The organism is Sedimentitalea xiamensis, assembly GCF_030164465.1.
GTDB lineage: Bacteria > Pseudomonadota > Alphaproteobacteria > Rhodobacterales > Rhodobacteraceae > Sedimentitalea > Sedimentitalea xiamensis.
The window spans coordinates 204178-228188 of the sequence record NZ_JASNJE010000003.1 but is presented as its reverse complement, the minus strand read 5'-3'; the positions used below and the strand labels follow the sequence as shown (position 1 = coordinate 228188).

The 24011-nt window shown below is 64.2% G+C and carries 18 protein-coding genes; 7 read left to right on the top strand and 11 right to left on the bottom strand.

The window, feature by feature from the left end; genetic code table 11:
• Positions 1-72: 72 nt before the first annotated feature.
• The 3 genes from QO034_RS04155 to QO034_RS04145 all read left to right on the top strand — a co-directional run bounded on the left by QO034_RS04155 (position 73) and on the right by QO034_RS04145 (position 7407).
• On the top strand, positions 73-1302 hold the full coding sequence (locus tag QO034_RS04155; RefSeq protein ID WP_284484238.1) for a urate hydroxylase PuuD: 1230 nt from the start codon (positions 73-75) through the stop codon (positions 1300-1302).
• A gap of 175 nt (positions 1303-1477) precedes the next feature.
• A complete protein-coding gene (locus QO034_RS04150; RefSeq protein WP_284484237.1) occupies positions 1478-3283 on the top strand; it encodes an autotransporter assembly complex protein TamA in 1806 nt (601 codons plus the stop codon).
• On the top strand, positions 3283-7407 hold the full coding sequence (locus QO034_RS04145; protein WP_284484236.1) for a translocation/assembly module TamB domain-containing protein: 4125 nt from the start codon (positions 3283-3285) through the stop codon (positions 7405-7407). Before QO034_RS04150 ends, QO034_RS04145 begins: the two co-directional genes overlap by 1 nt.
• A 22-nt stretch (positions 7408-7429) precedes the next feature.
• On the opposite strand, the gene QO034_RS04140 is transcribed toward QO034_RS04145, so the two are convergent.
• From QO034_RS04140 to gap, 3 genes are all read right to left on the bottom strand, one after another.
• A complete protein-coding gene (locus tag QO034_RS04140; RefSeq protein WP_284484235.1) occupies positions 7430-7765 on the bottom strand; it encodes a glucokinase in 336 nt (111 codons plus the stop codon).
• A gap of 155 nt (positions 7766-7920) precedes the next feature.
• A complete protein-coding gene (locus QO034_RS04135; protein ID WP_284484234.1) occupies positions 7921-8703 on the bottom strand; it encodes a sugar transferase in 783 nt (260 codons plus the stop codon).
• 333 nt (positions 8704-9036) lie between these two features.
• Positions 9037-10038 (bottom strand): type I glyceraldehyde-3-phosphate dehydrogenase, encoded by a 1002-nt coding sequence (gene gap, locus QO034_RS04130; RefSeq protein ID WP_284484233.1) that lies wholly within the window; start codon positions 10036-10038, stop codon positions 9037-9039.
• A 713-nt stretch (positions 10039-10751) separates the two neighbouring features.
• On the opposite strand from gap, the gene QO034_RS04125 reads away from it, so the two are divergent.
• From QO034_RS04125 to QO034_RS04110, 4 genes are all read left to right on the top strand, one after another.
• The gene (locus tag QO034_RS04125; protein ID WP_284484232.1) at positions 10752-11060 is read left to right on the top strand and encodes an EthD family reductase; all 309 of its coding nucleotides are present in this window, start codon (positions 10752-10754) and stop codon (positions 11058-11060) included.
• Between the two features lie 84 nt (positions 11061-11144).
• Complete coding sequence (locus QO034_RS04120) at positions 11145-11915, top strand: SDR family NAD(P)-dependent oxidoreductase (RefSeq protein ID WP_284484231.1); 771 nt, start codon at positions 11145-11147, stop codon at positions 11913-11915.
• A 10-nt stretch (positions 11916-11925) separates the two neighbouring features.
• Positions 11926-12837, top strand: coding sequence for a 2-dehydro-3-deoxygalactonokinase (locus tag QO034_RS04115; protein ID WP_284484230.1), 912 nt, complete (start codon positions 11926-11928; stop codon positions 12835-12837).
• On the top strand, positions 12834-13451 hold the full coding sequence (locus QO034_RS04110; RefSeq protein WP_284484229.1) for a 2-dehydro-3-deoxy-6-phosphogalactonate aldolase: 618 nt from the start codon (positions 12834-12836) through the stop codon (positions 13449-13451). Before QO034_RS04115 ends, QO034_RS04110 begins: the two co-directional genes overlap by 4 nt.
• 40 nt (positions 13452-13491) lie before the next feature.
• Here the strand turns inward: QO034_RS04110 and lpdA are convergent, their stop codons facing one another.
• The 8 genes from lpdA to QO034_RS04070 all read right to left on the bottom strand — a co-directional run bounded on the left by lpdA (position 13492) and on the right by QO034_RS04070 (position 23994).
• The gene (lpdA, locus tag QO034_RS04105; protein ID WP_284484228.1) at positions 13492-15225 is read right to left on the bottom strand and encodes a dihydrolipoyl dehydrogenase; all 1734 of its coding nucleotides are present in this window, start codon (positions 15223-15225) and stop codon (positions 13492-13494) included.
• A gap of 13 nt (positions 15226-15238) precedes the next feature.
• Complete coding sequence (locus QO034_RS04100; RefSeq protein WP_284484227.1) at positions 15239-16498, bottom strand: 2-oxo acid dehydrogenase subunit E2; 1260 nt, start codon at positions 16496-16498, stop codon at positions 15239-15241.
• Between the two features lie 26 nt (positions 16499-16524).
• Positions 16525-19179 carry a pyruvate dehydrogenase (acetyl-transferring), homodimeric type gene (gene aceE, locus QO034_RS04095; RefSeq protein WP_284484226.1) on the bottom strand — a complete coding sequence of 885 codons (2655 nt, stop codon included), beginning with the start codon at positions 19177-19179 and terminating at the stop codon, positions 16525-16527.
• Positions 19180-19425: 246 nt separating this feature from the next.
• Complete coding sequence (locus QO034_RS04090) at positions 19426-20022, bottom strand: LysE family translocator (RefSeq protein ID WP_284484225.1); 597 nt, start codon at positions 20020-20022, stop codon at positions 19426-19428.
• 160 nt (positions 20023-20182) lie between these two features.
• Complete coding sequence (locus tag QO034_RS04085; RefSeq protein WP_284484224.1) at positions 20183-21082, bottom strand: DMT family transporter; 900 nt, start codon at positions 21080-21082, stop codon at positions 20183-20185.
• 3 nt (positions 21083-21085) lie between these two features.
• Positions 21086-21973, bottom strand: a complete 888-nt coding sequence (locus tag QO034_RS04080) for an NAD(P)-dependent oxidoreductase (RefSeq protein WP_407696718.1) — start codon at positions 21971-21973, stop codon at positions 21086-21088.
• Between the two features lie 73 nt (positions 21974-22046).
• Positions 22047-23558: a UxaA family hydrolase gene (locus QO034_RS04075; RefSeq protein WP_284484223.1), complete on the bottom strand. Its 1512-nt coding sequence runs from the start codon at positions 23556-23558 to the stop codon at positions 22047-22049.
• A gap of 1 nt (position 23559) precedes the next feature.
• On the bottom strand, positions 23560-23994 hold the full coding sequence (locus QO034_RS04070) for a phytanoyl-CoA dioxygenase family protein (protein WP_284484222.1): 435 nt from the start codon (positions 23992-23994) through the stop codon (positions 23560-23562).
• Positions 23995-24011: the final 17 nt, after the last annotated feature.

The window sequence follows — 24011 nt, the reverse complement described above, 5'->3', positions numbered from 1 at the left end:
TTGATACTATACGGGAATACCGAACAACGGCCATCTTGCCTAGTCTGTTTCAATCACAGGAGGAGACTCACCATGTATGATTTAGTGGCTTTCTGGGACTGGGCCGGATTCGCCGTGCGCTGGCTGCATGTCATCACCGCCATGGCGTGGATCGGCGCGTCATTCTATTTCATCGCGCTCGACCTGATGCTGAAACCCAACGCCGACCTGCCGGAGGGCGCCTATGGCGAGGAATGGGAAGTGCATGGCGGGGGATTCTATCACACGGTCAAGTATCTGGTGGCTCCGGCCCGGATGCCCGAACACCTGACCTGGCACAAGTGGCAGAGCTACACCACCTGGCTGAGCGGCGCGGCGTTGCTGATGATCGTCTACTGGGCCGGGGCGGAACTCTATCTGATCGACGCGAACAAGGCGGATCTGGCGGTCTGGCAGGGCATCCTGATCTCGGCGGCGTCGCTGACCATCGGCTGGATCATCTACGACTTCCTGTGCAAGTCGCCGCTGGCGAACCAGCCGACGCTGCTCATGGTTCTGCTGTTCGTCATGCTGGTGGTGATGGGATGGGGTTACAACCAGATCTTCACGGGCCGGGCGATGATGCTGCACCTGGGCGCGTTCACCGCCACGATCATGACCGCCAACGTGTTCTTCATCATCATGCCGAACCAGCGGATCGTCGTCGCCGACCTGAAGGCCGGGCGCATCCCGGATGCGAAATACGGCAAGATCGCCAAGCTCCGCTCCACCCACAACAACTACCTGACGCTGCCGGTGATCTTCCTGATGCTGTCCAACCACTACCCGCTGGCCTTTGCCACGGAATGGAACTGGATCATCGCATCGCTGGTCTTTCTGATGGGCGTCACCATCCGCCATTTCTTCAACACGATGCATGCCGGCGGCGGGCGCCCCTACTGGACCTGGGCCGTGACCACCGTGCTGTTCGTTCTGATCATCTGGCTGTCCACGGCGTCGATGCATGAGGATGTCGATACCGCCGAAGCGCGGCCGATGACGCCCTATGAGACCCGCCTGGCTACGGCGGACGGGTTCGAGGATGCGCATGACGTGGTGTTGGGGCGCTGTTCCATGTGCCACGCCCGCGAACCCGCCTGGGACGGCATTCTCTGGGCGCCCAAGGGCGTGCTGCTGGAAACCGAAGCCGACGTTGCCCGAAATGCCAAGGCGATCTACCTTCAGGCCGGCATCAGCCACGCGATGCCGCCCGCCAACATTACCTACATGGAACCCGAGGACCGGGCCGCGATCGTCCGCTGGTATCGCGCCAGCCAGATGTGATCGCTATCACACGACGCAATCGCGCCTGATACCCGCGCCGCACCCCGCCCGCGCCGCAGGCCGGGCGCAGTTTCGTGTTTTTTCCGACGCCGAACGTGCTAGTTAACGGGGTGAATCCCGCGCGCACTCACCGCCGGACGGATCGAAAACCCGAGGCAGAACGGAGCCCTGCCCTATGAATTTCTTGCGTTGGCGCCAGGCCCTGCGGCGCAACATCCTCGCCGTGGGTCTGGCCATGGGACCGTCCGTGGCTCTGGCGCTGACTCCGACGCTGTCCGCCCCCGGAGTTTCCGAAGACCTGCAGAAACGGCTCGAATCCTCATCCGCCGTGATGTCCGCCGAAACCAACGGGCTGGATACGCCGCAGGAACTGATCGCCGCGTCCATGTCGGACTACCGCACGCTCCTGCAGATCATGTATGACGAAGGGTATTTCGGACCCGTCATCAGCATCCGCGTGAACGGGCGCGAAGCGGCGGATATCCCGACGCTCGAACCGCCACGCTCCGTGACCTCGATCGCGATCTCCGTGCAGTCCGGCCCCGCATTTCGCTTTGGCAGGGCCTATATCGGCCCGCTGGCTCCGGAAACCGTTCTTCCGGAAGGGTTCAAGAGCGGCCAGCCCGCGAACACCGGCATTCTGCGAGATGTCGTGTCCGCAGGCATCCGGTCCTGGCGCGAAGCGGGCCACGCCAAGGCCGAAATCGGGGACCAGAAGATCAGCGTCAATGCCCGGCAGCAACAGCTGAACGCCGACATATCCCTGCTGCCGGGGCCGCGACTTCGTTTCGGGCGGTTGAAAGTGCCGCAGGATTCCGCCGTCAATGCCGACGCGATCGCCAGGATCGCGGCCTTTCCAAGCGGCGAGGTCTTTGCCCCCGCCACGGTCCAGAGGGTCGGCACCCGCCTGCGGCGCACCGGGGCGTTTTCCGGCGTCAGCATGCGGGAAGCCGAGACGCCCAATCCCGACGGGACGCTCGACTTCGAAGTCGTGGTCGTGGACCAGACGCCACGCAGGATTTCCTTCGGCGGGGAACTGTCATCCGAATCCGGCCTGGAACTTTCGGCCAGATGGATTCACCGGAACCTGTTCGGCGCCGCGGAGAGGTTTCAGTTCGAAAGCCGCATCAGCAACATCGGCGGCGAGGACGACATCGACGGCAGTATCGGCGTCAGACTCGACCAGCCCGCCTTTTTCGGCGGCGACGACAACCTGTTCTATGTCGCGGGATTCGGACGCGACAACCAGCCCAACTATTCGCTGACCCGCGCCTTTCTGGGGGCCGGTGTCCGCCGGGTCTTTTCCGAGAACCTGTTTGCCGAATTTTCGGTCGTGCCCGAATTCAACAGGTCGGACGATGCCTTCGGAAAGGACCGGGATTTCAAGCTTCTGCCTTTGCCGCTGCGGGTCGAACTGGACCAGCGCGACAACAGGGTGAATGCGACCAAAGGCTATTTCCTGAACACGACGGTCGCGCCCTTCCTGGGGTTGTCGGACACGGAATCCGGCCTTTACACGACCATCGACGCCCGCGGCTACCTGAGCCTGACGTCTTCGTCCTCGCTGGTGCTGGCCGGCCGGGTCCAGGTCGGCTCCGTTTTCGGGCCGTCGATTTCCGAGATTTCGCCGCAGTATCTGTACTATTCCGGCGGCGCGGGCACCGTTCGCGGCCAGCCGTATGAATCCCTCGGCATCCCGGTCGGAAACGGTCTGGCCGGCGGCCGCTCCATTCTGGCGCTATCGACGGAACTGCGCGGCAAGGTGACGGACAAGATATCGCTCGTTGGATTCTTCGATATCGCGGCCATCGACGAGAATCAGTTCGTCGATGCCGATTCGCCGTATCAGTCGGGCGCGGGTATCGGCGTCCGCTATGACCTCGGCGGGCTTGGCCCGTTGCGTCTGGATCTCGCCTTGCCGGTCGACGGATCGACGGGCGACGGGTTGCAGTTCTATCTCGGGATTGGGCAGGCGTTCTGATGAGGTTTCTTGCATTCGCGCTGATCGCGGTTTTCTACCTGACGGCCCCGGCCCGCGCCCAGGATGACGATGACGCGGGCGGCTTTCTCGTCAATCTGCTTCAGAACAACCTGTCCGGAGACAACCGTTACATCAGGGTCACCGGGCTTCAGGGTGCACTGAGCGGCGCGGCCAGGATCCGGGAAATCAGCGTTTCCGACGACGAAGGCGTCTGGCTGACGATCAGGGACGCGGTTCTGGACTGGAACCGGCTTGCGCTGGTGCGCGGACGGTTTTCCGTCAATACATTGAGCGCGGCCGAAATCATCGTCGCGCGCAAACCGATCCCGACCCAAGCCGCGGACGACCTGCCCGAGCCGGAGGCGAAACCATTCCAGGTTCCGGAATTGCCGGTTGCCGTCGAGATCGGCGAATTGCGGATCGACCGGTTCGAACTCGACCAATCCGTGATCGGTCACGAGGCGGCCCTGTCGCTGAACGGCGCACTCAGCCTTGCGAACGGAACGCTGGAGTCCAATCTCGAAATCGTGCGGCTCGACAGGAACACCGACCGGCTGACCCTTGTCGCCGGATTTCAGAACGAAACCAGCGTGATCTCGCTGGACGTGACGTTGAACGAAGACAAGGGCGGCCTGGTGTCGGAACTCCTGAACATCCCGGATCGGCCTTCCGTGCTGCTGACCGTGAAAGGCGAAGGCCCGGTTACCGATTTCACCGCCGACGTGACTCTTGCCTCGGATGATGTCGAGAGACTGGGCGGGCAGGTCCGGCTGAGCAGCGTGCAGCTCTCCGACGCGGACGACGCGGCTCCGCCGAGCATCGGGTTTCAGGCGGAACTGGCGGGCGATGTCACGCCGCTTCTGGCCGCCGAATTTCGCGAATTCTTCGGGGACGAGGTGCAATTGAAACTGGTGGGCCGGTCCGATCCGGACGGGCGGCTCGCGATCCAGCAACTGGATGTGCTGTCCAATGCCCTGATGCTGAACGGCGCACTGGATATCGCCGGCGACCGGAGGGTCGAACGGGTGCTGCTGCAAGGCCGGATCTCGCCTCCCAGGGGCACGTCCGTGGTTCTGCCGATCGGCGAGCCCCGCACTTCCATTCAATCGGCGCTGATCAGCGTCAGGCTCGAAGCCGAAAAGGACAACACCTGGGACCTGCGGCTGAGCGTCGACGGTATCGAACGCACGGGCATCAAGCTGGCGCGCTCCGAAATCACGGCGAACGGCACTCTGGACCAGGCGGACGCGATGCATCTCAAGGGCACGCTGAACGCCGCGCTGCGCGGCATCGGACTACAGGACGAAGCTCTGAGCAAGGCCATCGGCACCCAGGTCCGGCTGGACGGCGATTTCGAACTGAAAGACGAAACGGCGCTCAAACTGAGCAACTTCCTGATGCGCGGGCTGGACTATTCGGCAACCGTGGATGCGGAAATCGACGGGTTGGACAGCGGGTTCCAGGTCAGCGGAACGGCCGGCGTCACCGCCGCCGACCTGTCCCGCTTCTCGGCCCTGGCCGGGCGCGACCTGACTGGCGCCGTCTCCGCGACCATCAACGGCGAAGGATCGCCGCTCGGCGGCGCGTTCGATTTCGATCTGAAGGCCACCGCGCAGGACCCGACGATCGGAATCGCCCAGGTCGACGACCTGATCGCCGGAGAAACGACGCTGTCGCTTCAGGCCGAACGCGATGAAACCGGGCTCGAGATCCGCGCCTTCGATCTGGCCGGGACGGCGCTGAGCGCCACGGCCAAGGGCGCCGTGCGCAGCGGCGCCGCCGGCTTGAACTTCAGCGCAAAGCTTGACGATCTGGCCCGCCTCATCCCCGAGGCTCCCGGCCCGCTGACGATGCAGGGCGATGTCAGTCAATCCGGAAAGAGCTATTCCGGGACCGTGCGGCTGAACGGCCCGAGGGAATCCTTCGCCGATCTGGACGGAACAGTTGCGGAAGACGGATCGATCGATCTGACCTTTGATGCGTTGCTGAACCAGATTCAACAATTCGTCCCGAACTTTCCGGGATCGGTCAGCGCCAAGGGCACCGCCGCAAGATCGGGCGACACCTGGCAGATCGCGGCGCGCGCGGAAGGCTCGGCAGGGATTTCCGCGACGGTGGATGCGGCAATCAGCGGATTGGACAGCGCGATACACGTCAACGGAACGGCCGGCGTCACCGCCGCCGACCTGTCCCGCTTCTCGGCCCTGGCCGGGCGCGACCTGACTGGCGCCGTCTCCGCGACCATCAACGGCGAAGGATCGCCGCTCGGCGGCGCGTTCGATTTCGATCTGAAGGCCACCGCGCAGGACCCGACGATCGGAATCGCCCAGGTCGACGACCTGATCGCCGGAGAAACGACGCTGTCGCTTCAGGCCGAACGCGATGAAACCGGGCTCGAGATCCGCGCCTTCGATCTGGCCGGGACGGCGCTGAGCGCCACGGCCAAGGGCGCCGTGCGCAGCGGCGCCGCCGGCTTGAACTTCAGCGCAAAGCTTGACGATCTGGCCCGCCTCATCCCCGAGGCTCCCGGCCCGCTGACGATGCAGGGCGATGTCAGTCAATCCGGAAAGAGCTATTCCGGGACCGTGCGGCTGAACGGCCCGAGGGAATCCTTCGCCGATCTGGACGGAACAGTTGCGGAAGACGGGTCGATCGATCTGACTTTTGATGCGTTGCTGGCCCGGATCGAACGCTTCATCCCGGAATTTCCGGGGTCGGTCAGCGCCAAGGGCACCGCCAGGCGGTCGGGCGACACCTGGCAGATCGCGACACGCGCCGAAGGTCCGGCAGGGATTTCCGCCGATGTCGCCGGGTCCGTCGACCAAGCCAGCCTTGTGTCGGACATCACGGCAAAAGGCCAGGTGCAACTGGGCGCCGTGAACCGGTTCATCACGCCCAACTCGGTGCGCGGAACCGCCAGTTTCGACCTCGCTTTGAGAGGTCCGCCGGCGGTCGAATCGCTCAGCGGAACGATCACGACGGCGAACACATCCGTCGCGATTCCGGCGGTTGCGCAGACCATCGACAAACTTGACGCCACCGTCGGCCTGTCGGCCGGACAGGCCGACGTTTCCGCGACCGCGGGCTTTCGCAACGGCGGCCAGGTCCGGGTCAGCGGCCCGGTGTCCCTGGCGCCGCCGTTTCAGGCCTCTCTCGTGACCGATATCGAACAGCTTGTCCTGACGGACAGGGTCGCCATCGAATCCGTGGCGAACGGGCGGTTGTCCTATGACGGCTCGCTGACGCAGGGCGGTTCGCTCGACGGTGAAATTCGGTTCGGTGAAACCAGCATCAACATCGCCACCCTCGCCGGATCGCTCGGCGCCGCCCCGATCCCCCCGATGACCTTTGCCGGGGAAACCGGCGCGCAGTGGGCGACACGGAAACGGGCCGGCCTGATCGACGCCGGACAATCCGGCAGCGGGTTGCCGATCATCGGGCTGAACGTCCGCCTGGAAGCGGCCAACAAGGTGTTCGTGCGCGGACGGGGGCTGCAGGCGGAACTGGGCGGTGCGATACTGGTGGGCGGCACGACAGCGCAGGTCGCGCCCTCCGGGCAGATCGACATGATCCGAGGCACGATGGCCCTTCTGGGCAGACGGCTGGATCTGACCAAGGGCATCCTGACCCTTCAGGGCAACCTGGAACCCTACATGGAATTCTCGGCGACGACGCACACATCCGACGGAGACGCGACATTGGAGATCGCAGGCCCGCTGACGATGCCGAAGGTCACCGTCTTTTCGGACCCGGAACGCCCCAGCGAAGAAGCACTGGCAATGCTGGTCTTCGGAGACCAGTTCGCGGGACTGTCGCCGCTGAGAATCGCGCAGCTCGCCGCGTCCCTGGCCCAATTGAGCGGTAGCGGCAACGCTATCGGCGAAGGGGTGCGCGAAGGGCTCGGAGTCGATACGTTCGACATCGGCACCGACGACGACGGAAATGCGCAGTTCGGCGCGGGCAAATATCTCGCCGATGGCGTCTATACGGACATCAGCATCAATACCGCGGGCAACACAGAAGTGAACCTGAATCTGGACCTGACGGACAACTTAACGGTCAGGGGCAGAGTGGACAATACGGGCGAGACCGCCTTGGGGCTGTTTTTCGAACGCGACTACTAGAGCTTGCCGCCGGCGTTGTCCATCAGGCGAACCGGTCAGCGGATTCGAAATACCGCGCCGCGCCGGTCAAGGCCGCCGCATCGTCGGTGATCAGGCGGATCGGAACGCCCGCGATCTGCTCGGAGAACCGGCCAGGCACTTCAAGTCCGGACAGGAACAGATCGCGCGCGGCGGACCCGAGAATGCCGCGCGCCGCACTGCCGGCGAAGTGGATGCCTCCAAACGGCAGATACTGGAAAACCAGTTCGCGCGCGAACACACCCAGCAGGTGCGCCATCAGGTTCACGGTCCGACGCGCCGGACCATCGGCCGGATCACCGGCATAGGCCGCCAGGATGTCGCCGCAGAGCCCGCTCAAGGGAACGGCCCGCCACGCGAAGTGGAGCGCGCATCAGAATGTTCCATGGGTGCCTGAACCGCAAGACCCAGCCGGTGCGCGCGAGCGTCGGCGGCGAAGCATCTGTCCATGTCAAAAGTGCCAGGCACGAAACCGGGAACCGGTCGGCGGCCGGCCTAGTATCCGGTCCGGCGCAAGACCACTGCCACGGTTTTCAGAAGCAATCCGACGTCCTGGCGCAGCGACAGCGAGCGCCGGTAGGCCGCATCGATCGTCGCGCGATGGGCGAAGCTGGACTCGTTGCGGGACGACACCTGCCACACCCCGGTCAAACCGGGGGTCAGCGCCTTGTAGTCCGTCAGGTCGCCATAGATCGATGCCTGGTCAGGCATCATCGGGCGCGGGCCGACGAGGCTCATGTCGCCCGTCAGCACGTTCCAGAGTTGCGGAAGTTCGTCCAGCGAACTGGCCCGCAGAAACGCGCCGACGCGGGTGATCCGGGGATCGGATTTCAGTTTCTGTGTCTCGTCCCATTCGGCCCGGAGCGCCGGATCCCGGGCGAGAACCTCCTGCAATTTGCTGTCGGCATCCCGGACCATGCTGCGCAGCTTCAGCATGAAAAACTCCGCCCCGTTCCGTCCGATACGGGCCTGGCGATAGAACGGGCTGCCGCCTTCGATCCAAAGCGCCGCGATACAGAGCAGAACCAGCGGCAGAACGACCGGCAGGGCCAGGACCACGAGGGCAATATCCAGCGCGCGCTTGCCCCAGGCCGGATACCACCCGGAGAACGGGGATTTCGAGGCGAAAGGGCCGGACCGGAAAGGACGGTCATATCCGGTGGCCGCCATGGACGCCAGCGGCATCAGCATCATTGCCGACATGTAACCCGGCAGATCACTGGCCTTGCTGCTCGCACCGACCCGTCGATCATTCTCGTATTGATCTCTCATACCCACACTGAACCCCTGAACTACCACGGCACCGGAACAAAACACGCCCGATGCATTTCACTCGTTACCCGCGCCGCTGAAACCTGTGAAAGCGCACAACACCCGAACCAGACTCGCGCTCAAACAATGCGCGGCTCCAGCTTGGCAATCTCACGTTTATCATTACAGGGGAATTTGCGCAAATAATTCGCAAATTTTATTGGCTTCTTAGTTAAGATCTGACGGCTTCGGGGCGCATCGTCGCGGCATTCGGAACAATGGGGCGGTCCGGCCCGGCACCGTTCGTTCCGGGCACGGGAATCCACGATGATCTTCGGCGCGTTGCCGGCCTTGAATCGCTCAGCAGGCGGCCATTGCCTGGGCAGTGTCCAGCATCCGGTTGGAGAATCCCCATTCATTGTCATACCAGCACAGGACCCGCACCAGGCCGCCCTCGCCAACATGGGTCTGCGCGGTGGCCAGGATCGAGGAATGCGGGTTGTGGTTGAAATCCGACGAAACCAGCGGCAGGTCGCTGACGGCGAGTATGCCGCGCAGCGGGCCTTTGGCGGCGGCCTGCCGCACCGCGTGGTTGATCTCTTCCGCGGAGACCGGGCGTTCGGGCAGAAAGCTGAGATCGACGACGGATACGTTCGGCGTCGGAACCCGTATGGCGGAGCCATCCAGCCGGCCTTGCAAGTTCGGCAGGACAAGGCCGACCGCGCGGGCCGCGCCCGTGGATGTCGGGATCATCGACAGCGCCGCGGCGCGGGCGCGGTAAAGGTCGGAATGCGCCGTATCCAGGGTCGGCTGGTCGCCCGTGTAGCTGTGGATCGTCGTCATGTATCCGGTTCTGATCCCGAACGCGTCGTCCAGAACCGTGGCGACCGGCGCAAGGCAGTTCGTGGTGCAGGAAGCGTTGGAAACGATCCTGTCGGCAGCGGTCAGCACCTGATGATTGACCCCAAAGACGACGGTCTTGTCCACGTCGTCGCCCGGCGCGGAAATCAGCACCCGGCGGGATCCGTTATCAAGGTATTGCGCCGCCTTGTTCCGGGACCTGAAAACACCGGTGCATTCCAGCGCGACGTCCACGCCATCCCAGGGCAGCGCGTCGGGATTGCGGTCTTGCGTCACGCGAATGCGGTGATTGTCGATCCGCAACACATCGCCTTCGACAGTCACCTGCGCATTCAGATGTCCATGCACGGAGTCAAACTGCAACAGATGCGCATTCACCCCGATCGGCGCGAGATCGTTGATCGCCACAATCTCGAGGTCGTTTCGTCCGCTTTCGATCCAAGCGCGCAGAATGCATCTTCCGATGCGCCCGAACCCGTTGATGGCCAGCCTGGTCGGCATATCCGTTTCCCTCCGAAATCCGTCTGACCCGCATCCCGCGGGGTTATGGTAGCGCTAACATCACGCTTAACACGCCCTGTCCGGCCTGGCCAGTCCCGGCGACGCGGCGCGGTCATTTCATCAATCGGCTGGCATATTCGTTTCGGGTCCGGGGCCGGTTTTCCGGAACGGGACGCCCCCGCGGGCAGACCGCACACGAACCTTCGGTCAGAGAGACCTGCGGTATTGCCTCTGTGTTTTTCCCGTCCATCGTTTGGAGGCATGGTGGAACCCGCTCAGATTGGCATAGCCAAGCAGGACGGCGATGTCCCTCAGGCCGGGGTGCGCGTCGTTCAGGCAGTTCTGCGGCGGCAAGTCCTTGGCGAGGGTCCGAACGCAGACAGCCCCGTGTCCAAGCCTGGGCGCATGTCAGTTCCCCGCATCGGCGGGATGGCCAGCCCGGCGCGGGCGCTTCCTCCGGATGCAACGTGCGGACAAGCCGTCCGGGCGGATCATCGACATCGTCTTTCCTGCTTCCGTCCCTGCAGGCAACGCAAAACCGCCGTTCGACCACAACCGGAAACGGACGGAGCGTCCCTGCCAGCCGTCATCGCAGAAACCGGCCGGGCCTCAATCCTGCCGCACCCGGTGCCGCAGGAAACGAGATTTTGACTCTGCGTCCGGTTGCCGTTCATATGGGCGGGATTGTCGCCCGTCTCTGAAAAGGAAACATCATGGCTGTCTCGTTGCAGGTCATCTACCCGATAGGGGAGAACACCCATTTCGACGACGCGTATTACCTAGATACCCATATGGACCTGGTTGACCGGCATATGGGGCCGCATATCGAACGCGTCCTCGTGACAAGGGGCGTCGCCGGAGGTCCGGACATGCCGCCCGAAATCTATGCTATCGCGACGATCGTATTCGCGGATCAAAGCGCCATGGCCGCGGCGTTGAAGGCTTCCGCGCCCGTCATGGCCGATATTCCGAAATTCACCGACACCAAGCCGCAGATCCTGATCGGTGAGGTCGTCGCCTAACCCGCCCCGCGCGTCGGGTGTCGCGTCCGGAAACAACTGCGATGCGAACAGGGGTTCGCATCGGCACGGGTGGGAGCCAAACAGATGCCGCAGATCGCCAGCTTTCACGACCTGAAGGACGCGTCGGTTTTCATCACCGGCGGCGGGTCGGGCATCGGCGCCGCGCTGACGGACGGATTTCTCGGACAGGGCGCGCGGGTCGCGTTCATCGGGCGATCCGACGCCTCTGCCTTCGTCGCGGACATGCAGTCCAGGCACGTCCGCGCGCCGCTGTTCCTTCAGGGCGACATCACCGACACCGACCGGCTCGAACGGGCGCTTGCCGAAGCGGCGGAAAAGCATGGTCCGGTCAGGGTTCTGATCAACAACGCGGCCAATGACCAACGCCACAGCCTGAAGGAAGCCACGCCCGAATTCTGGGACGCGATGCTGGCCGTCAATCTCAAGTGCTACTTCTTCGCCTGCCGGGCGGTGGCGCCGGGGATGGAGAAGGCCGGGACCGGATCGATCGTCAATTTCAGTTCGATCAGCTACATGATGGGCAATGCCGGGTATCCGGCCTACACGGCGGCCAATGCCGGCATCACCGGCCTGACACGCAGCCTCGCCCGCGAATTGGGGCCGCATGACATCCGCGTCAATGCAATCGCTCCCGGCTGGGTGCTGACGCAAAAGCAGATGGATCTCTGGGCGACGCCCGAAGACCTCGCCGCGCATCTGGACCGTCAATGCCTCAAGCGGCATCTCGCGCCGGCCGATATCGTCGGCAGTGTGCTTTTCCTTGCCTCCGACACAAGCCGGATGATGACCGGCCAATGCATCGTCGTCGATGGCGGCGTCGTGACGACCGGTTGAGGCGGCACGGATGCCGGACCGGACCCAAATTGCCGAATGGATCGCACTGGACTGGGGCACGACCCGGTTGCGCGCCTGGGCGATGCGGGGACATACCGTCATTGACAAGCGCGAGACCGGCGACGGAATGGCCACAATTCCGCGTGACGGATTCGAACCAGCGCTGTTGCGCCTAGTCGCGGACTGGATGGGTCCGGGCCGGACGGATGTCATCGCCTGCGGCATGGTCGGCGCGCGGCAGGGCTGGGCGGAAACACCCTATGTAGCAGTGCCCGCAAAACCACCGGTCGCGTCCCCGCATCAGGCACCAGCGCAGTCCCCGCATTTACGGGTCCGGATCATACCGGGGATGAAACAGGAGAACCCCGCCGACGTCATGCGCGGCGAGGAAACCCAAATCGCCGGCTTCCTGGCGCTCAACAGGGGCTGGGACGGCATCCTGTGCCTGCCCGGAACCCATACCAAATGGGTGCATGTCAGCGCTGGCGAGATCGTCAGTTTCCAGACCTTCATGACCGGCGAACTCTTCGCCCTGCTGGGCAGGCAATCGGTCCTGCGCCATTCGATCGGCGAAACCGGATGGGATGATACCGCGTTCTCGGACGCAGTGGACGACACGAGATCGCGCCCGGAGCGGCTCGCCAATGCTCTCTTCGCGCTGCGCGCGGCCGATCTGCTGCACGGGCAGACCCCGGAAGCGGCGCGGTCCCGGCTGTCCGGCCTTCTGATCGGGGCCGAACTGGCGGCATCGCGGCCCTATTGGCTCGGGCAGCAGGTCGCCGTCATCGGTGAAACCGCGCCGGCCCGCCCCTACGTCCGCGCCCTTGAACTGCAAGGCGTCCCGGCGATATTTGCCGACGGCGCAAGAATGACGCTGGCGGGCCTGAGCGCGGCCCGAGACCACCTGAAAGCGGCGACATGAGCAGACCGCTGATCGCCATCCTGCGCGGCATCACGCCCGAAGAGGTCGAAGATGTCGCCGCCGCTCTCGTCGACGCCGGCATCGACCGGATCGAAGTGCCGCTGAACTCGCCTCAGTCCTTGAGAAGCATCTCTATTCTGGCGAATGCCTTCGGATCCTCCGCCCTGATCGGCGCCGGCACGGTTCTTGCGGAAACCGAGGTGGACGCCGTTGCCGACTGCGGCGGGCGGCTTGTCGTATCGCCTGACACCAACATCGCGGTGATCGCCCGCACCAAGGCGCGCGGCATGCAAAGCTGGCCGGGTGTGTTCACGCCGACCGAAGCCTTCACTGCCCTGCGGGCCGGGGCCGACGGGCTGAAACTGTTCCCCGGCGTCCTGGCCGGCCCCGCCGGTCTCAAGGCCATGCGTGCTGTCCTGCCCGCCGGAACCCCGGTCTTTGCCGTCGGAGGGGCCGGCGCGGACAATCTCGATGCATGGATCGCCGCCGGAGCGGACGGGTTCGGAATCGGCACCGCTCTCTACCAGCCCGGCCTGTCCGCAGCGCAGGTCGCCAGCCGCGCCCGCAACATCATCGCCGCCTATGACGGGGCGCGCGGCCGGCAGGCCGGATAACAAGGTCTCCGGGCGGCACAAGACCGCCCGGAGACGTGGGTCACTTGCGCTTTTTCGGCGGCATCAGATCGGTGATCGTACCCTCGAACATCTCGGCGGCGAAGTTCAGCGTTTCGCTCAGCGTCGGGTGCGGGTGGATCGTGTGGCCCAGATCGACCGCATCGGCGCCCATTTCGATGGCCAGCGCCGCCTCGGCAATGAGATCTCCGGCATTGGTGCCGACGATGGCCGCGCCGACGACCCGGTCATCCTCGGGATCGAACAACAGTTTGGTCATGCCCTCGCTGCGCCCGTTCGACAGCGACCGGCCGGATGCGGCCCATGGGAAAACGCCCTTTTCGACCTTGATGCCTCTGGTCTTGGCCTCGGTTTCGGTCAGTCCGACCCAGGCGACCTCCGGGTCGGTATAGGCGACCGAGGGGATCACCTGCGCATCGAACGCCCGCTTGTGGCCGGCGGCCACCTCGGCCGCGACCTTGCCCTCATGCACCGCCTTGTGCGCCAGCATCGGCTGGCCGACCACGTCGCCGATCGCGAAGATATGCGGCACACCGGTGCGCTGCTGGCGATCGACCGCGATGAAGCCGCGCTCGTCCACCGCGACTCCCGCCGCCCCGGCATTGATCAGCTTGCCGTTGGGCCGCCGCCCGACCGAGACCAGCACCCGGTCGAACACGTCGGTGGAGACCCCGCCCTTGTCGTCCTCGAAGGTCACCTTCAGGCCCTTCTTCTGGGCCTCCATCGCGGTCACCTTTGTCTTGAGCAGGATCTTCTCGTAGCGGCCCTCGATACGTTTCTGCAGCGGGCGCACCATGTCCTTGTCCGCACCCGGCATCAGCTGGTCCATGAACTCGACCACGGTGATCTTCGCGCCGAGCGCATCATAGACACAGGCCATTTCCAGACCGATGATGCCGCCGCCCAGGACCAGCATGCGCTTCGGGATCTCGGCCAGTTCCAGCGCCCCGGTGCTGTCCATCACCCTGGGGTCGTCATGGGGGATGAAGGGCAGCTCCACCGGTTCAGAACCGGCGGCGATGATGCACTGATCGAAGCTGACCGTCGTGTCGCCATCTTCACCGCCCGAAACCGCGATCATGTTCGGCCCCGAGAACGTCCCCGTGCCGCGCACCACCTTGACCTTGCGCGCCCGCGCCAGCCCGTCGAGACCGCCGGTCAGCTGGCTGACCACCCCATCCTTCCAGCCGCGCAATGCGTCGAGATCGACCCTGGGTTTCGCAAAGCTGATCCCCTGCGCGCCCATCTCCTCGGCCTCGGTGATCACCTTTGCCGCGTGCAGCAGCGCCTTTGAGGGGATACAACCCACGTTCAGGCAGACCCCGCCCAGCGTCGGATTGCGCTCGATCAGGATGACCGACTTGCCCAGATCGGCGGCGCGAAAGGCCGCTGTATAGCCGCCGGGACCCGAACCGAGAACGACGATCTCGGCGTGGTGCTGGCCCGCACCGCCGGCCGTCCCGGTCGCTGCAACGGCGGCCGGCGCAGCCGCGGCCGGAGCGGCCTCGACGGCCGCTTCGGACGCCGCCGCCCCTTCCAGCACCATGATCACGCTGCCCATCGACACCCTGTCGCCTTCCGCGACCCGGATCTCCCTGACCTTGCCCGCCGCCGGGCTCGGCACTTCCATTGTCGCCTTGTCGCTTTCCAGCTCGATCAGCGGGTCCTCGGCGGCGACCTCGTCGCCGACGCTGACCAGGATGCTGATCACGGGCACATCGGTGAAATCACCGATATCGGGAACCTTGACCTCCATATCCGCACCCTCCTTACAGCATCAGCCGGCGCACATCGCCGAGCAGGAATTTCAGCGTGGCGCAGAACCGGGCCGCCAGCGCCCCGTCGATGGCCCTGTGATCGTAGGACAGGCTCAGCGGCTGCATGTTGCGCGGCACGAAAGCCTCCCCATCCCAGACCGGCGCCATCCTGGACCGGGTCAGGCCCAGGATCGCCACCTCGGGCGCGTTGACGATCGGGGTAAAGCTGGTGCCGCCGATACCGCCGAGGCTGGAAATCGTGAAACTCGCGCCGGACATGTCATCGCCCTTGAGCTTGCCCTCGCGTGCCCTGGCCGACAGCTCGCCCAGCTCCTTGCTGATCTCGATGATGCCCTTGCGGTCGGCCGCCCTGATCACCGGCACAACCAGCCCGTTGGGCGTGTCCGCCGCAAAGCCGATATTGTAGAAATCCTTCCTGATCAGCTTGTCGCCATCCGGGTGGATCGAGGAATTCACCTCCCAATGCGTTTTCAGGGCCGAGATCGAAGCCTTGATGACAAAGCTCAAGAGCGTCACGCGATAACCTTCCTGCTTGGCCTGGCCGTCCAGTTCGCGGCGATAGGCGTCGAGATCGGTGATGTCGGCCTCCTCGTTATGCGTCACATGCGGAATGTTGAGCCAGGACCGGTGCAGCGCCGGACCGGACAGCTTCTTGATGCGCGGCATCTCCACGTCTTCCACGGGTCCGAACTTGCTGAAATCCACGGCCGGGATCGGCGGGATGCCCATGCCGCCTGAAACCCCGCCGGCGGCCGCCGCCGGTGCGGTGGTCGATTTCAGGAATTTCGTCACATCCTCGCGCAGGATGCGCCCCTTGCGCCCGGTGCCGTTGACCTTGCTCAGATCCACGTCCAATTGCCGGGCAAAGGCGCGCACGGACGGGCTCGCATGGACCTTGCCAAACCCGGCATCGGTCACCGCTGGCGCCGCCGCCGGCGCGGGGGTGGCCACAGGCGCCGCGGGGGCCGGGGCGGGAGCGTCCGGGGCGGCCTCGACGGCCGGCCCGGACGCCGCTCGCTCGGCCTCGACCAACAGGATCACGCTGCCCATCGACACCTTGTCGCCTTCGCTCACCCTGATCTCGGTCACCTTGCCCGCGGAGGGGCTCGGCACTTCCATCGTCGCCTTGTCGCTTTCCAGTTCGATCAGCGGGTCTTCCTCCGCGATTACGTCGCCAACGCTTACCAGGATGCTGATCACCGGAACATCGCTGAAATCGCCGATATCCGGCACGGTCACTTCAATAGCCATCTGTCTTGTCTCCTCGTGTCCCGCGCTCAGACCAGGCGGGGGTTCGGCTTGGCGCCGTCAATGTCGTATTTGCTCAGGGCGGATTCCATCTCTTCGCGGCTCACATGGCCAGCGCGGAAAAGCCGCTCCATCGCCGCCGCCGCGATATGGTTGGCATCCACCTCGAAGAACCGCCGCAGGTTGACCCGGCTGTCCGACCGGCCGTAACCATCGGTGCCCAGCACCGTGAAGTCGTTCGGTACCATCGCCCGGATCTGTTCCGCATAGTTCTTCATGTAGTCGGTGGCCGCGATCACCGGGCCCTTGGCCCTGGCCAGCTGCCGCGTCACGAAGGGCTGCTTTTCCTCCTCCAGCGGGTTCAGCCGGTTCCAGCGCAGGCAATCCTGGCCTTCGCGCGCCAGTTCGTTGAGCGATGTCGCCGACCAGATGTCGCTGGTCACGCCGAAATCCTCCTCGAGCATCTCCGCCGCCCTGATCGCCTGCACCAGGATCGTGCCCGAGCCCATCAGGTTCACGTGCCGGTCGCCGGGCTTCGGGGTTTCGCGGAACCGGTACAGCCCCTTGATGATGTCCTCCTCGACCCCCATGGGCATGTCCGGGTGGCTGTAGTTCTCGTTCATCAGCGTCAGGTAGAAATACACGTCCTCCTGGTCCACATACATGCGCTGCAGCCCGTGATGCACGATCACCGCAACCTCGTACTGGAAGGTCGGGTCATAGCTGACGCAGTTGGGAATGGTGCCCGCGAGGATGTGGGAATGCCCGTCCTCGTGCTGCAGCCCCTCGCCGTTGAGCGTCGTGCGCCCGGCGGTGCCGCCCAGCATGAAGCCGCGCGCCCGGCTGTCGCCGGCGGCCCAGGCCAGGTCGCCGATCCGCTGGAACCCGAACATCGAATAGTAGATGTAAAACGGGATCATCGGCACGCCATGGTTGGAATAGGCGGTCGCCGCCGCGATCCAGTCGGCCATGGCGCCGGCCTCGTTGATGCCCTCCTGCAGCACCTGCCCGTCCACGCTCTCCTTGTAGAAAGACATCTGGTCGGCGTCCTGCGGGGTATAGCGCTGCCCCAGCGGGTTGTAGATCCCGACCGAGCGGAACAGCCCCTCCATCCCGAAGGTGCGGCTTTCGTCCGGCACGATCGGCACCACGTTCTTGCCGATCTTCTTGTCGCGCAAGAGCGTGGTCAGGATGCGCACGAAAGCCATGGTGGTCGATATCTCGCGCTCGCCCGTGCCCTTGAGCTGGGCGTCGAATTTTTCGAGTCCCGGAATCTCCAGCTTGTCGCAGGCCGACTGACGCTGCGGAAAGGCCCCGCCGAGCGCCTTGCGGCGATCCGCCAGATAGGCCTTCTGCGCGTTGTTCAGGGTGACAAACGGCGCCTTGCCCACGTCCTCGTCGCTGACCGGAATCTGGAACCGGTCGCGGAAGGCGCGCAACTGCTCCTCGTTCAGCTTCTTCTGCTGGTGGGTGGTGTTCTGGCCTTCGCCCGCCGTGCCCATGCCGTGCCCCTTGACGGTCTTGACCAGCAGGCAGGTCGGCTGCCCCCTGGTTTCCGTTGCGCGCTTGAAGGCGGTATAGACCTTTTCCGGATCGTGCCCGCCCCGGCGCAGCGCCCAGATCTGATCGTCGGTCCAGTCTTCGACCAGCGCCGCGGTTTCCGGGTACTTGCCGAAGAAATGCTCGCGGATATAGGCACCGTCCTTGGATTTGAAGGTCTGGTAATCGCCATCGACGGTTTCATCCATCAGCTGGCGCAACCGCCCGGTGCTGTCGTTTTCCAGAAGCTCGTCCCAGCCCTTGCCCCACAACAGCTTGATGACGTTCCAGCCGGCGCCGCGGAAATCTCCCTCGAGCTCCTGCACGATCTTGTGGTTGCCGCGCACCGGGCCGTCGAGACGCTGCAGGTTGCAGTTGATCACGAAGATCAGGTTGTCGAGCCCTTCGCGCGCCGCGAGATCAATGGCGCCCCGGCTTTCCGGTTCGTCCATCTCGCCATCGCCAAGGAAGCACCAGACCTTGCGGTCGACCATGTCGATCAGGCCGCGGTTGTGCATGTATTTCATGAACCGCGCCTGGTAGATCGCCATCAGCGGACCCAAACCCATGGATACGGTCGGGAACTGCCAGTAATCGGGCATCAGCCAGGGATGAGGGTAGGAGGACAGACCCTTGCCATCGACCTCCGAGCGGAAGTTTACCAGTTCCGCTTCGCTGATCCGCCCTTCCATGAAGCTGCGGGCGTAAATGCCGGGGATCACGTGGCCCTGGAAGAACACCAGGTCGCCGCCGTGGATCGCCGATTTGGCGCGCCAGAAATGGTTCAGACCGATATCGTACATCGCCGCCGAGCTGGCGAAAGACGCGATATGCCCGCCATATTCGCTGCTTTCCTTGTTGCGGCGCACGACGGTGGCCATGGCGTTCCAGCGGTTGATGGTGCGGATGCGCCATTCCATTTCCAGGTCGCCGGGAAAGGCTTCCTGGTCGTCCGCCGGGATCGTGTTCTGATAGGGCGTGGTGGCGGAAAACGGCAGGTTTGCCCCGGCCGCGCGGGCCTGCTGCACCGCCCTGTCGAGCAGGAAATGCGCACGATTCGCCCCGTCGCGTTCGATCACGTCGGCGATCGCTTCCTGCCATTCCTGGGATTCGACAGGGTCAATGTCTTGAGTGTGGTCCGTCATCAGATCCTCTTCCCTTGTGTCATTGCCGTTTTTTAGTTTAACGGTGAACTACTTTCAGCGCATCGACTGTTCGTTTCGATTGGAGCCATGATTTCAAGCTCTTCTCCCTCGGGCGCCCGGGTAACACGTTCGCCTGACGCAACGTAGTCCTTCCGCCGCATAGCACGATTGCGATCAGCGCATAGCAAAAAATTGTTCGACGCTAAACTATTTTTCGAATCCGGTGCATGCCGGGACCGGGCATGTTCAGACATGGAACTGCGCAAGAACCGCCAGCCCGACCACCAGCAGCATGGACACTGCCATCGCCGCGTTTATCGCGACATGGGTTCTGCGCGGCAGATCGAGTTCGCCAAGCTTGATTCCGGCCCAGAGCCAGAGAAAATGGATCGGCACCCAGATCACGTTTATGATCAGGAACTTCAGCAGAGTTTCCGCGGCCAGGCTGCCGGGAAGGAACGAAAATCCGGTGAACAGCGTGGTGTTGACCGCATAGGCCTTGGGATTGATCACCTGAAGCGCAATCCCGCCATAGACACCCGGCGGCCTGCGGCGCCGGATGAATGCAAGCCGCGACCCCGCGAAAGCGATGCGGACCGCAAGATACAGAAGATAGGCGGCGGACAATACGAACAAGGCCATGCGCAGACGCGGATCGGCCAGCAGAACGGCGGCCAGACCGCTGACGACGGCAAGCGCCACGAGGTTGGTTCCCAGGAACAATCCGCCGACATACCTGATCCCGGCGGCGGCACCAAAGCCCGAACCGACACCGGCCGTGGACAGAACGCCCGGGCCGGGCGTGATGAGCAGAAAGAACACCGCCGCGGCGAAGGTCAGCATCCGGTATCCGTTTCTGTGTGCGGCATCGTTGGCTCCCCCTCCTGCCCGACAGATCATCGGCGTCGCGGACTCCCAGCTTGGAACAGGGAAACCGCACTTGTCTACGGGCTTTGTGCGTCGGTCCGACCGAGCAGACCGCCAGATGCCCAGGCCGTCGCTGTCACCCGCGCAGCCCCAACTGCCGTTCGCGCCGCCAGATGATCAGGCCGGAACAGACGACCACCGCCGCCCCGGCCAGGGTCCAGGCGTCCGGTATGTTGCCGAACACGACAAAGCTGCTGATCGTGAGATAGATCATGAAGGAATAGGTATAGGGCATCAGCGTGTTCGCCGGCGCGAACCCATGCGCGCGGGTCAGCAGTTCGTGTCCCGCCCAGCCGAAACCGCCGAGCGCCAGCATCAGAACCCAGTCCATCGGCGTCGCGGGGGTTTGCCATGTGGCGACAGCCAGGGGCAGCAAGGCGATGGTGCCCACGGCCCCGGCATAGAACTGCATGGTCTCCGCCGCGATCAGACCCGACAATCGCCGGGTCATCACCGAATAGAACGCCATGCAGAACGCGTTCACGACCGACAGCAGGGCCGCCCAGTGAAACTCTTCGCCCAACGGACGGATGATGACGAGAACGCCGCAGAACCCCAGCACGATGGCGAACCAGCGCGTCGGTCCCACCTTTTCCCCCAGCAGCGGCACGGACAGGGCGCAAACGATGATCGGCGCGGAGAACATTATGGCAGAGGTGACGGTCAGGGTCAGGTAATTCAGGGCGATGAAATTCAGCACCGTGGATCCGACGAGCAATCCGGCGCGCAACAGCACCAGCCCCATATGGCCCGACCCGAAACGCCGCCAGTTCAGCCCGCCCCGGCCGATCTGCGCCAGGGAAATGGCAAAATGGCCGAGATAGCGCATGAAGGCGAGCTGGAAGGCCGGGAAACCGGCGACAACGAGCCATTTCACCGAGGTATCAAGAACCGCAAAGAACAGATATGCCCCGAGCATCATCACGATGCCCAGCCGGGCGCGGTCCTGTCTGACCTGGGCCGTCAGGCCGGTCACGGGCTATTTCTCGAATCGCCTGGCAAAGAAATCCACCATTTCAGGCACCATCGCATCGCCCATCCCCTGATCCACCGCCGTATTCAGGGCTTCCCGCGCACATTTGGACATGATGGTGGCCGCACCCAGATCTTCGGCCATCTTGCCGTAATATCCCACATCCTTGGCGGCATTGCGCACCGAAAACGCCAGAACATCGGGGTCGCCGTCGATCCCGTAGGCCTTGATGAAATCCATCATCCCAGATTTCAGCGGCCCGGCGGACATGACGTCATAGAGATCCTGGCGTCCAACCCCGGCGCGGTCCGCCATGGCAAAGGCCTCGGCCATGGCGTTCGCCGTCGTCATGGCGAAGAAATTGTTGATCAGCTTGATGGTATGGCCGTTGCCGAGCGCGCCGAGGTGAAACACGTTTTCCCCCAGGTCCTTCAGCACCGGTTCCACCTTGTCAAAGGCGGCCTTGTCCCCGGAACACATGATGTTGAGCATCCCGTCGACCGCGTGCGACGGGGTGCGCCCCAAGGGTGCGTCCAGATAGGTCGCGCCTTTTTCCGCGACCTCCGCGCCCAGGTCCTTGGTCGATCCCGGAAGCGAGGTGCCGAAATCGATCACGATGGTTCCGGGGGTCAGGCCCGCGATCACGCCATCTTCGCCGCGCATGCGTTTCTCCACCGACTCCGAGGTGTCCATGCACAACATCACGATGTCCGACGCCGCCGCGAGTTCGGCGGGGCTCGCCGCCTCTGTGGCTCCTGCGGCGACGGCGGCGTCGATCCGGGGGCGGGTGACATTGCCCATGACCGTCAACTCGTAACCCAGCGATTGCAGCCGCCCGACCATGGCCGCGCCCATCAGGCCAAGTCCGATAAATCCGATCTTTGGTTTGCTCATCCCATGTTCTCCCTGTTGTCTCAAACGACGCCCGTGGCATCGGGTGTCCGTCACCGCGCCACCTGCCGCCGTGTCACATCACCGCCCCGATCTGCCAGGGCACGAACTCGTAATCCCCAAGGCCCTGCGCCTCGGACCTGGATGCTTCGCCCGAGGCAACGCGCAGGATCAGTTCGTAGATCTCCCGGCCCTTCTCTTCGAGCGTCACGCCCCCGGTCAGCATGTCGCCCGCGTTCACGTCCATGTCCTCGGTCATGCGGGTATACATCTCGGAATTGGTCGCCACCTTGATCGTCGGCGCGGGCTTGGACCCGAAGGCCGAACCGCGCCCGGTTGTGAAGACGACGAGGTTGCAGCCCCCGGCGATCTGCCCGGTGACGCTCGCCGGGTCATAACCGGGGCTGTCCATGAAGGTGAAGCCCTTTGCTGTCACCGGCTCGGCGTATTTGTAGACCCCGGTCAGCGGGCTGGTGCCGCCCTTGGCCGCCGCGCCGAGGCTTTTCTCGAGGATCGTGGTCAGCCCGCCCTTCTTGTTGCCGGGGCTGGGGTTGTTGTCCATGCTGCCCTTGTTGCGGGCAGTGTAATCCTCCCACCATTTGATCAGCCCGACCAGTTTCTCGCCCGTGGCCCGATCCGCCGCGCGGCGGGTCAGCAGGTGCTCGGCGCCATAGATTTCGGGCGTCTCGGCCAGCACACCCGTACCGCCCTGCGCCGTGAGCAGGTCGCAGGCATAGCCAAGCGCCGGGTTCGCGGTGATGCCCGACCAGGCATCGGAGCCCCCGCATTGCAGGGCGACCATCAGTTCGCTGGCCGGGCAGGGTTCGCGCCGCGCCGCATCGGCCAGCGGCAGCATGGCGCGCACCTTCTCGATGCCCAGTTCCACGGTGCGGCGCAGCCCCGCGACGGACTGGATGTTCATGGTCTGGAACAGCGGCCCCTGTTTCAGCCCATAGGCTTCGAGCAGCCAGTCGATCTGGTTCATCTCGCAGCCCAGCCCCACCATCAGAACGCCCGCATGGTTCGGATGGCGCGCATAACCCCACATCACCCGTTGCAGCGCCTCGAACCCCTCGCCATCTCCCGCCATGCCGCAGCCGGTGCCGTGCACGAAGGCCACCACCCCGTCGACATTGGGATAGGCGGCGAGTTCCTCGGGGCCAAAGGCATCGGCGATGCGTCGCGCCGCGGTGGCGGAACAGTTCACCGAGGTCACGATGGCGATATAGTTGCGCGTACCGACCCGGCCGTTTTCTCGCCGATAGCCCATGAAGGTATCGCGTTCCCCCTCAGGCACCGGAGTCACCGGGCGCATATCGGTGCCGAACTCATATTCGGCTTCCGTATTGCGGAAGGCCACGTTGTGCGTGTGCACATGTTCGCCCGGTGCGATGTCCTGCGACGCCAGCCCGATGAACTGCGCGTATTTGCGGATCTGTTCGCTCTTTGCGATGGCGCGCGTCGCGATCTTGTGGCCCGACGGGATCAGACCGCGGGTCGCGGTGCCTTCCACGTCAGTGCCGGCCTGCAAGGCATGGGTTGCCGTCACCACATTGTCTTCGGCGTCAAGGCGGATGAAATCTTTCATGTCACTTTCCCTGAAATGATATGTCGAATCCTAGGCACAGGATGGCGAAACTGCCCGCCACCTGTGAATGGCCACATGCGGGCGTTCGGCCAGCCCGGCCCGCGCGGCGACCCAGAGATCGCGCATTGGTGATCATGTCAAACACCGCCGGGCCGAAATGCATCGGCGTGTCGGGTTGGATCCGGTCCCCCGGCAGCGAAATGTCCATCGGCTGAAACCAGTCGCAACCGGCGCGGTAACTGGCCAACAGCCGGTCATCGAAACCCGAAACTCCCGGCGGAACACGTTCCTGTTTCAGCCAGCCCGCGTAGAGGTCGTCCATAAGGGCCGCATATTCCCGGCGCACGGGATCCAGCACGGCGGCCTGGTCCAGAACGCTCTCGACCACCAGGTAGCCGTTGTTCCGGTAGAAATCGATCTGGGTTCGGGTCAACATGGCTGGTCTCTCTTCGG

Coding starts and splice junctions, on each gene's coding strand:
- QO034_RS04110 (WP_284484229.1), top strand. CDS start 12,834: ATGAGCAGACCGCTGATCGCCATCCTGCGCGGCATCACGCCCGAAGAG.
- QO034_RS04075 (WP_284484223.1), bottom strand. CDS start 23,558: ATGAAAGATTTCATCCGCCTTGACGCCGAAGACAATGTGGTGACGGCA.
- QO034_RS04125 (WP_284484232.1), top strand. CDS start 10,752: ATGGCTGTCTCGTTGCAGGTCATCTACCCGATAGGGGAGAACACCCAT.
- QO034_RS04120 (WP_284484231.1), top strand. CDS start 11,145: ATGCCGCAGATCGCCAGCTTTCACGACCTGAAGGACGCGTCGGTTTTC.
- QO034_RS04150 (WP_284484237.1), top strand. CDS start 1,478: ATGAATTTCTTGCGTTGGCGCCAGGCCCTGCGGCGCAACATCCTCGCC.
- QO034_RS04090 (WP_284484225.1), bottom strand. CDS start 20,022: ATGCTGACCTTCGCCGCGGCGGTGTTCTTTCTGCTCATCACGCCCGGC.
- lpdA (WP_284484228.1), bottom strand. CDS start 15,225: ATGGAGGTCAAGGTTCCCGATATCGGTGATTTCACCGATGTGCCCGTG.
- aceE (WP_284484226.1), bottom strand. CDS start 19,179: ATGACGGACCACACTCAAGACATTGACCCTGTCGAATCCCAGGAATGG.
- QO034_RS04100 (WP_284484227.1), bottom strand. CDS start 16,498: ATGGCTATTGAAGTGACCGTGCCGGATATCGGCGATTTCAGCGATGTT.
- QO034_RS04145 (WP_284484236.1), top strand. CDS start 3,283: ATGAGGTTTCTTGCATTCGCGCTGATCGCGGTTTTCTACCTGACGGCC.
- QO034_RS04070 (WP_284484222.1), bottom strand. CDS start 23,994: ATGTTGACCCGAACCCAGATCGATTTCTACCGGAACAACGGCTACCTG.
- QO034_RS04080 (WP_407696718.1), bottom strand. CDS start 21,973: ATGAGCAAACCAAAGATCGGATTTATCGGACTTGGCCTGATGGGCGCG.
- gap (WP_284484233.1), bottom strand. CDS start 10,038: ATGCCGACCAGGCTGGCCATCAACGGGTTCGGGCGCATCGGAAGATGC.
- QO034_RS04115 (WP_284484230.1), top strand. CDS start 11,926: ATGCCGGACCGGACCCAAATTGCCGAATGGATCGCACTGGACTGGGGC.
- QO034_RS04155 (WP_284484238.1), top strand. CDS start 73: ATGTATGATTTAGTGGCTTTCTGGGACTGGGCCGGATTCGCCGTGCGC.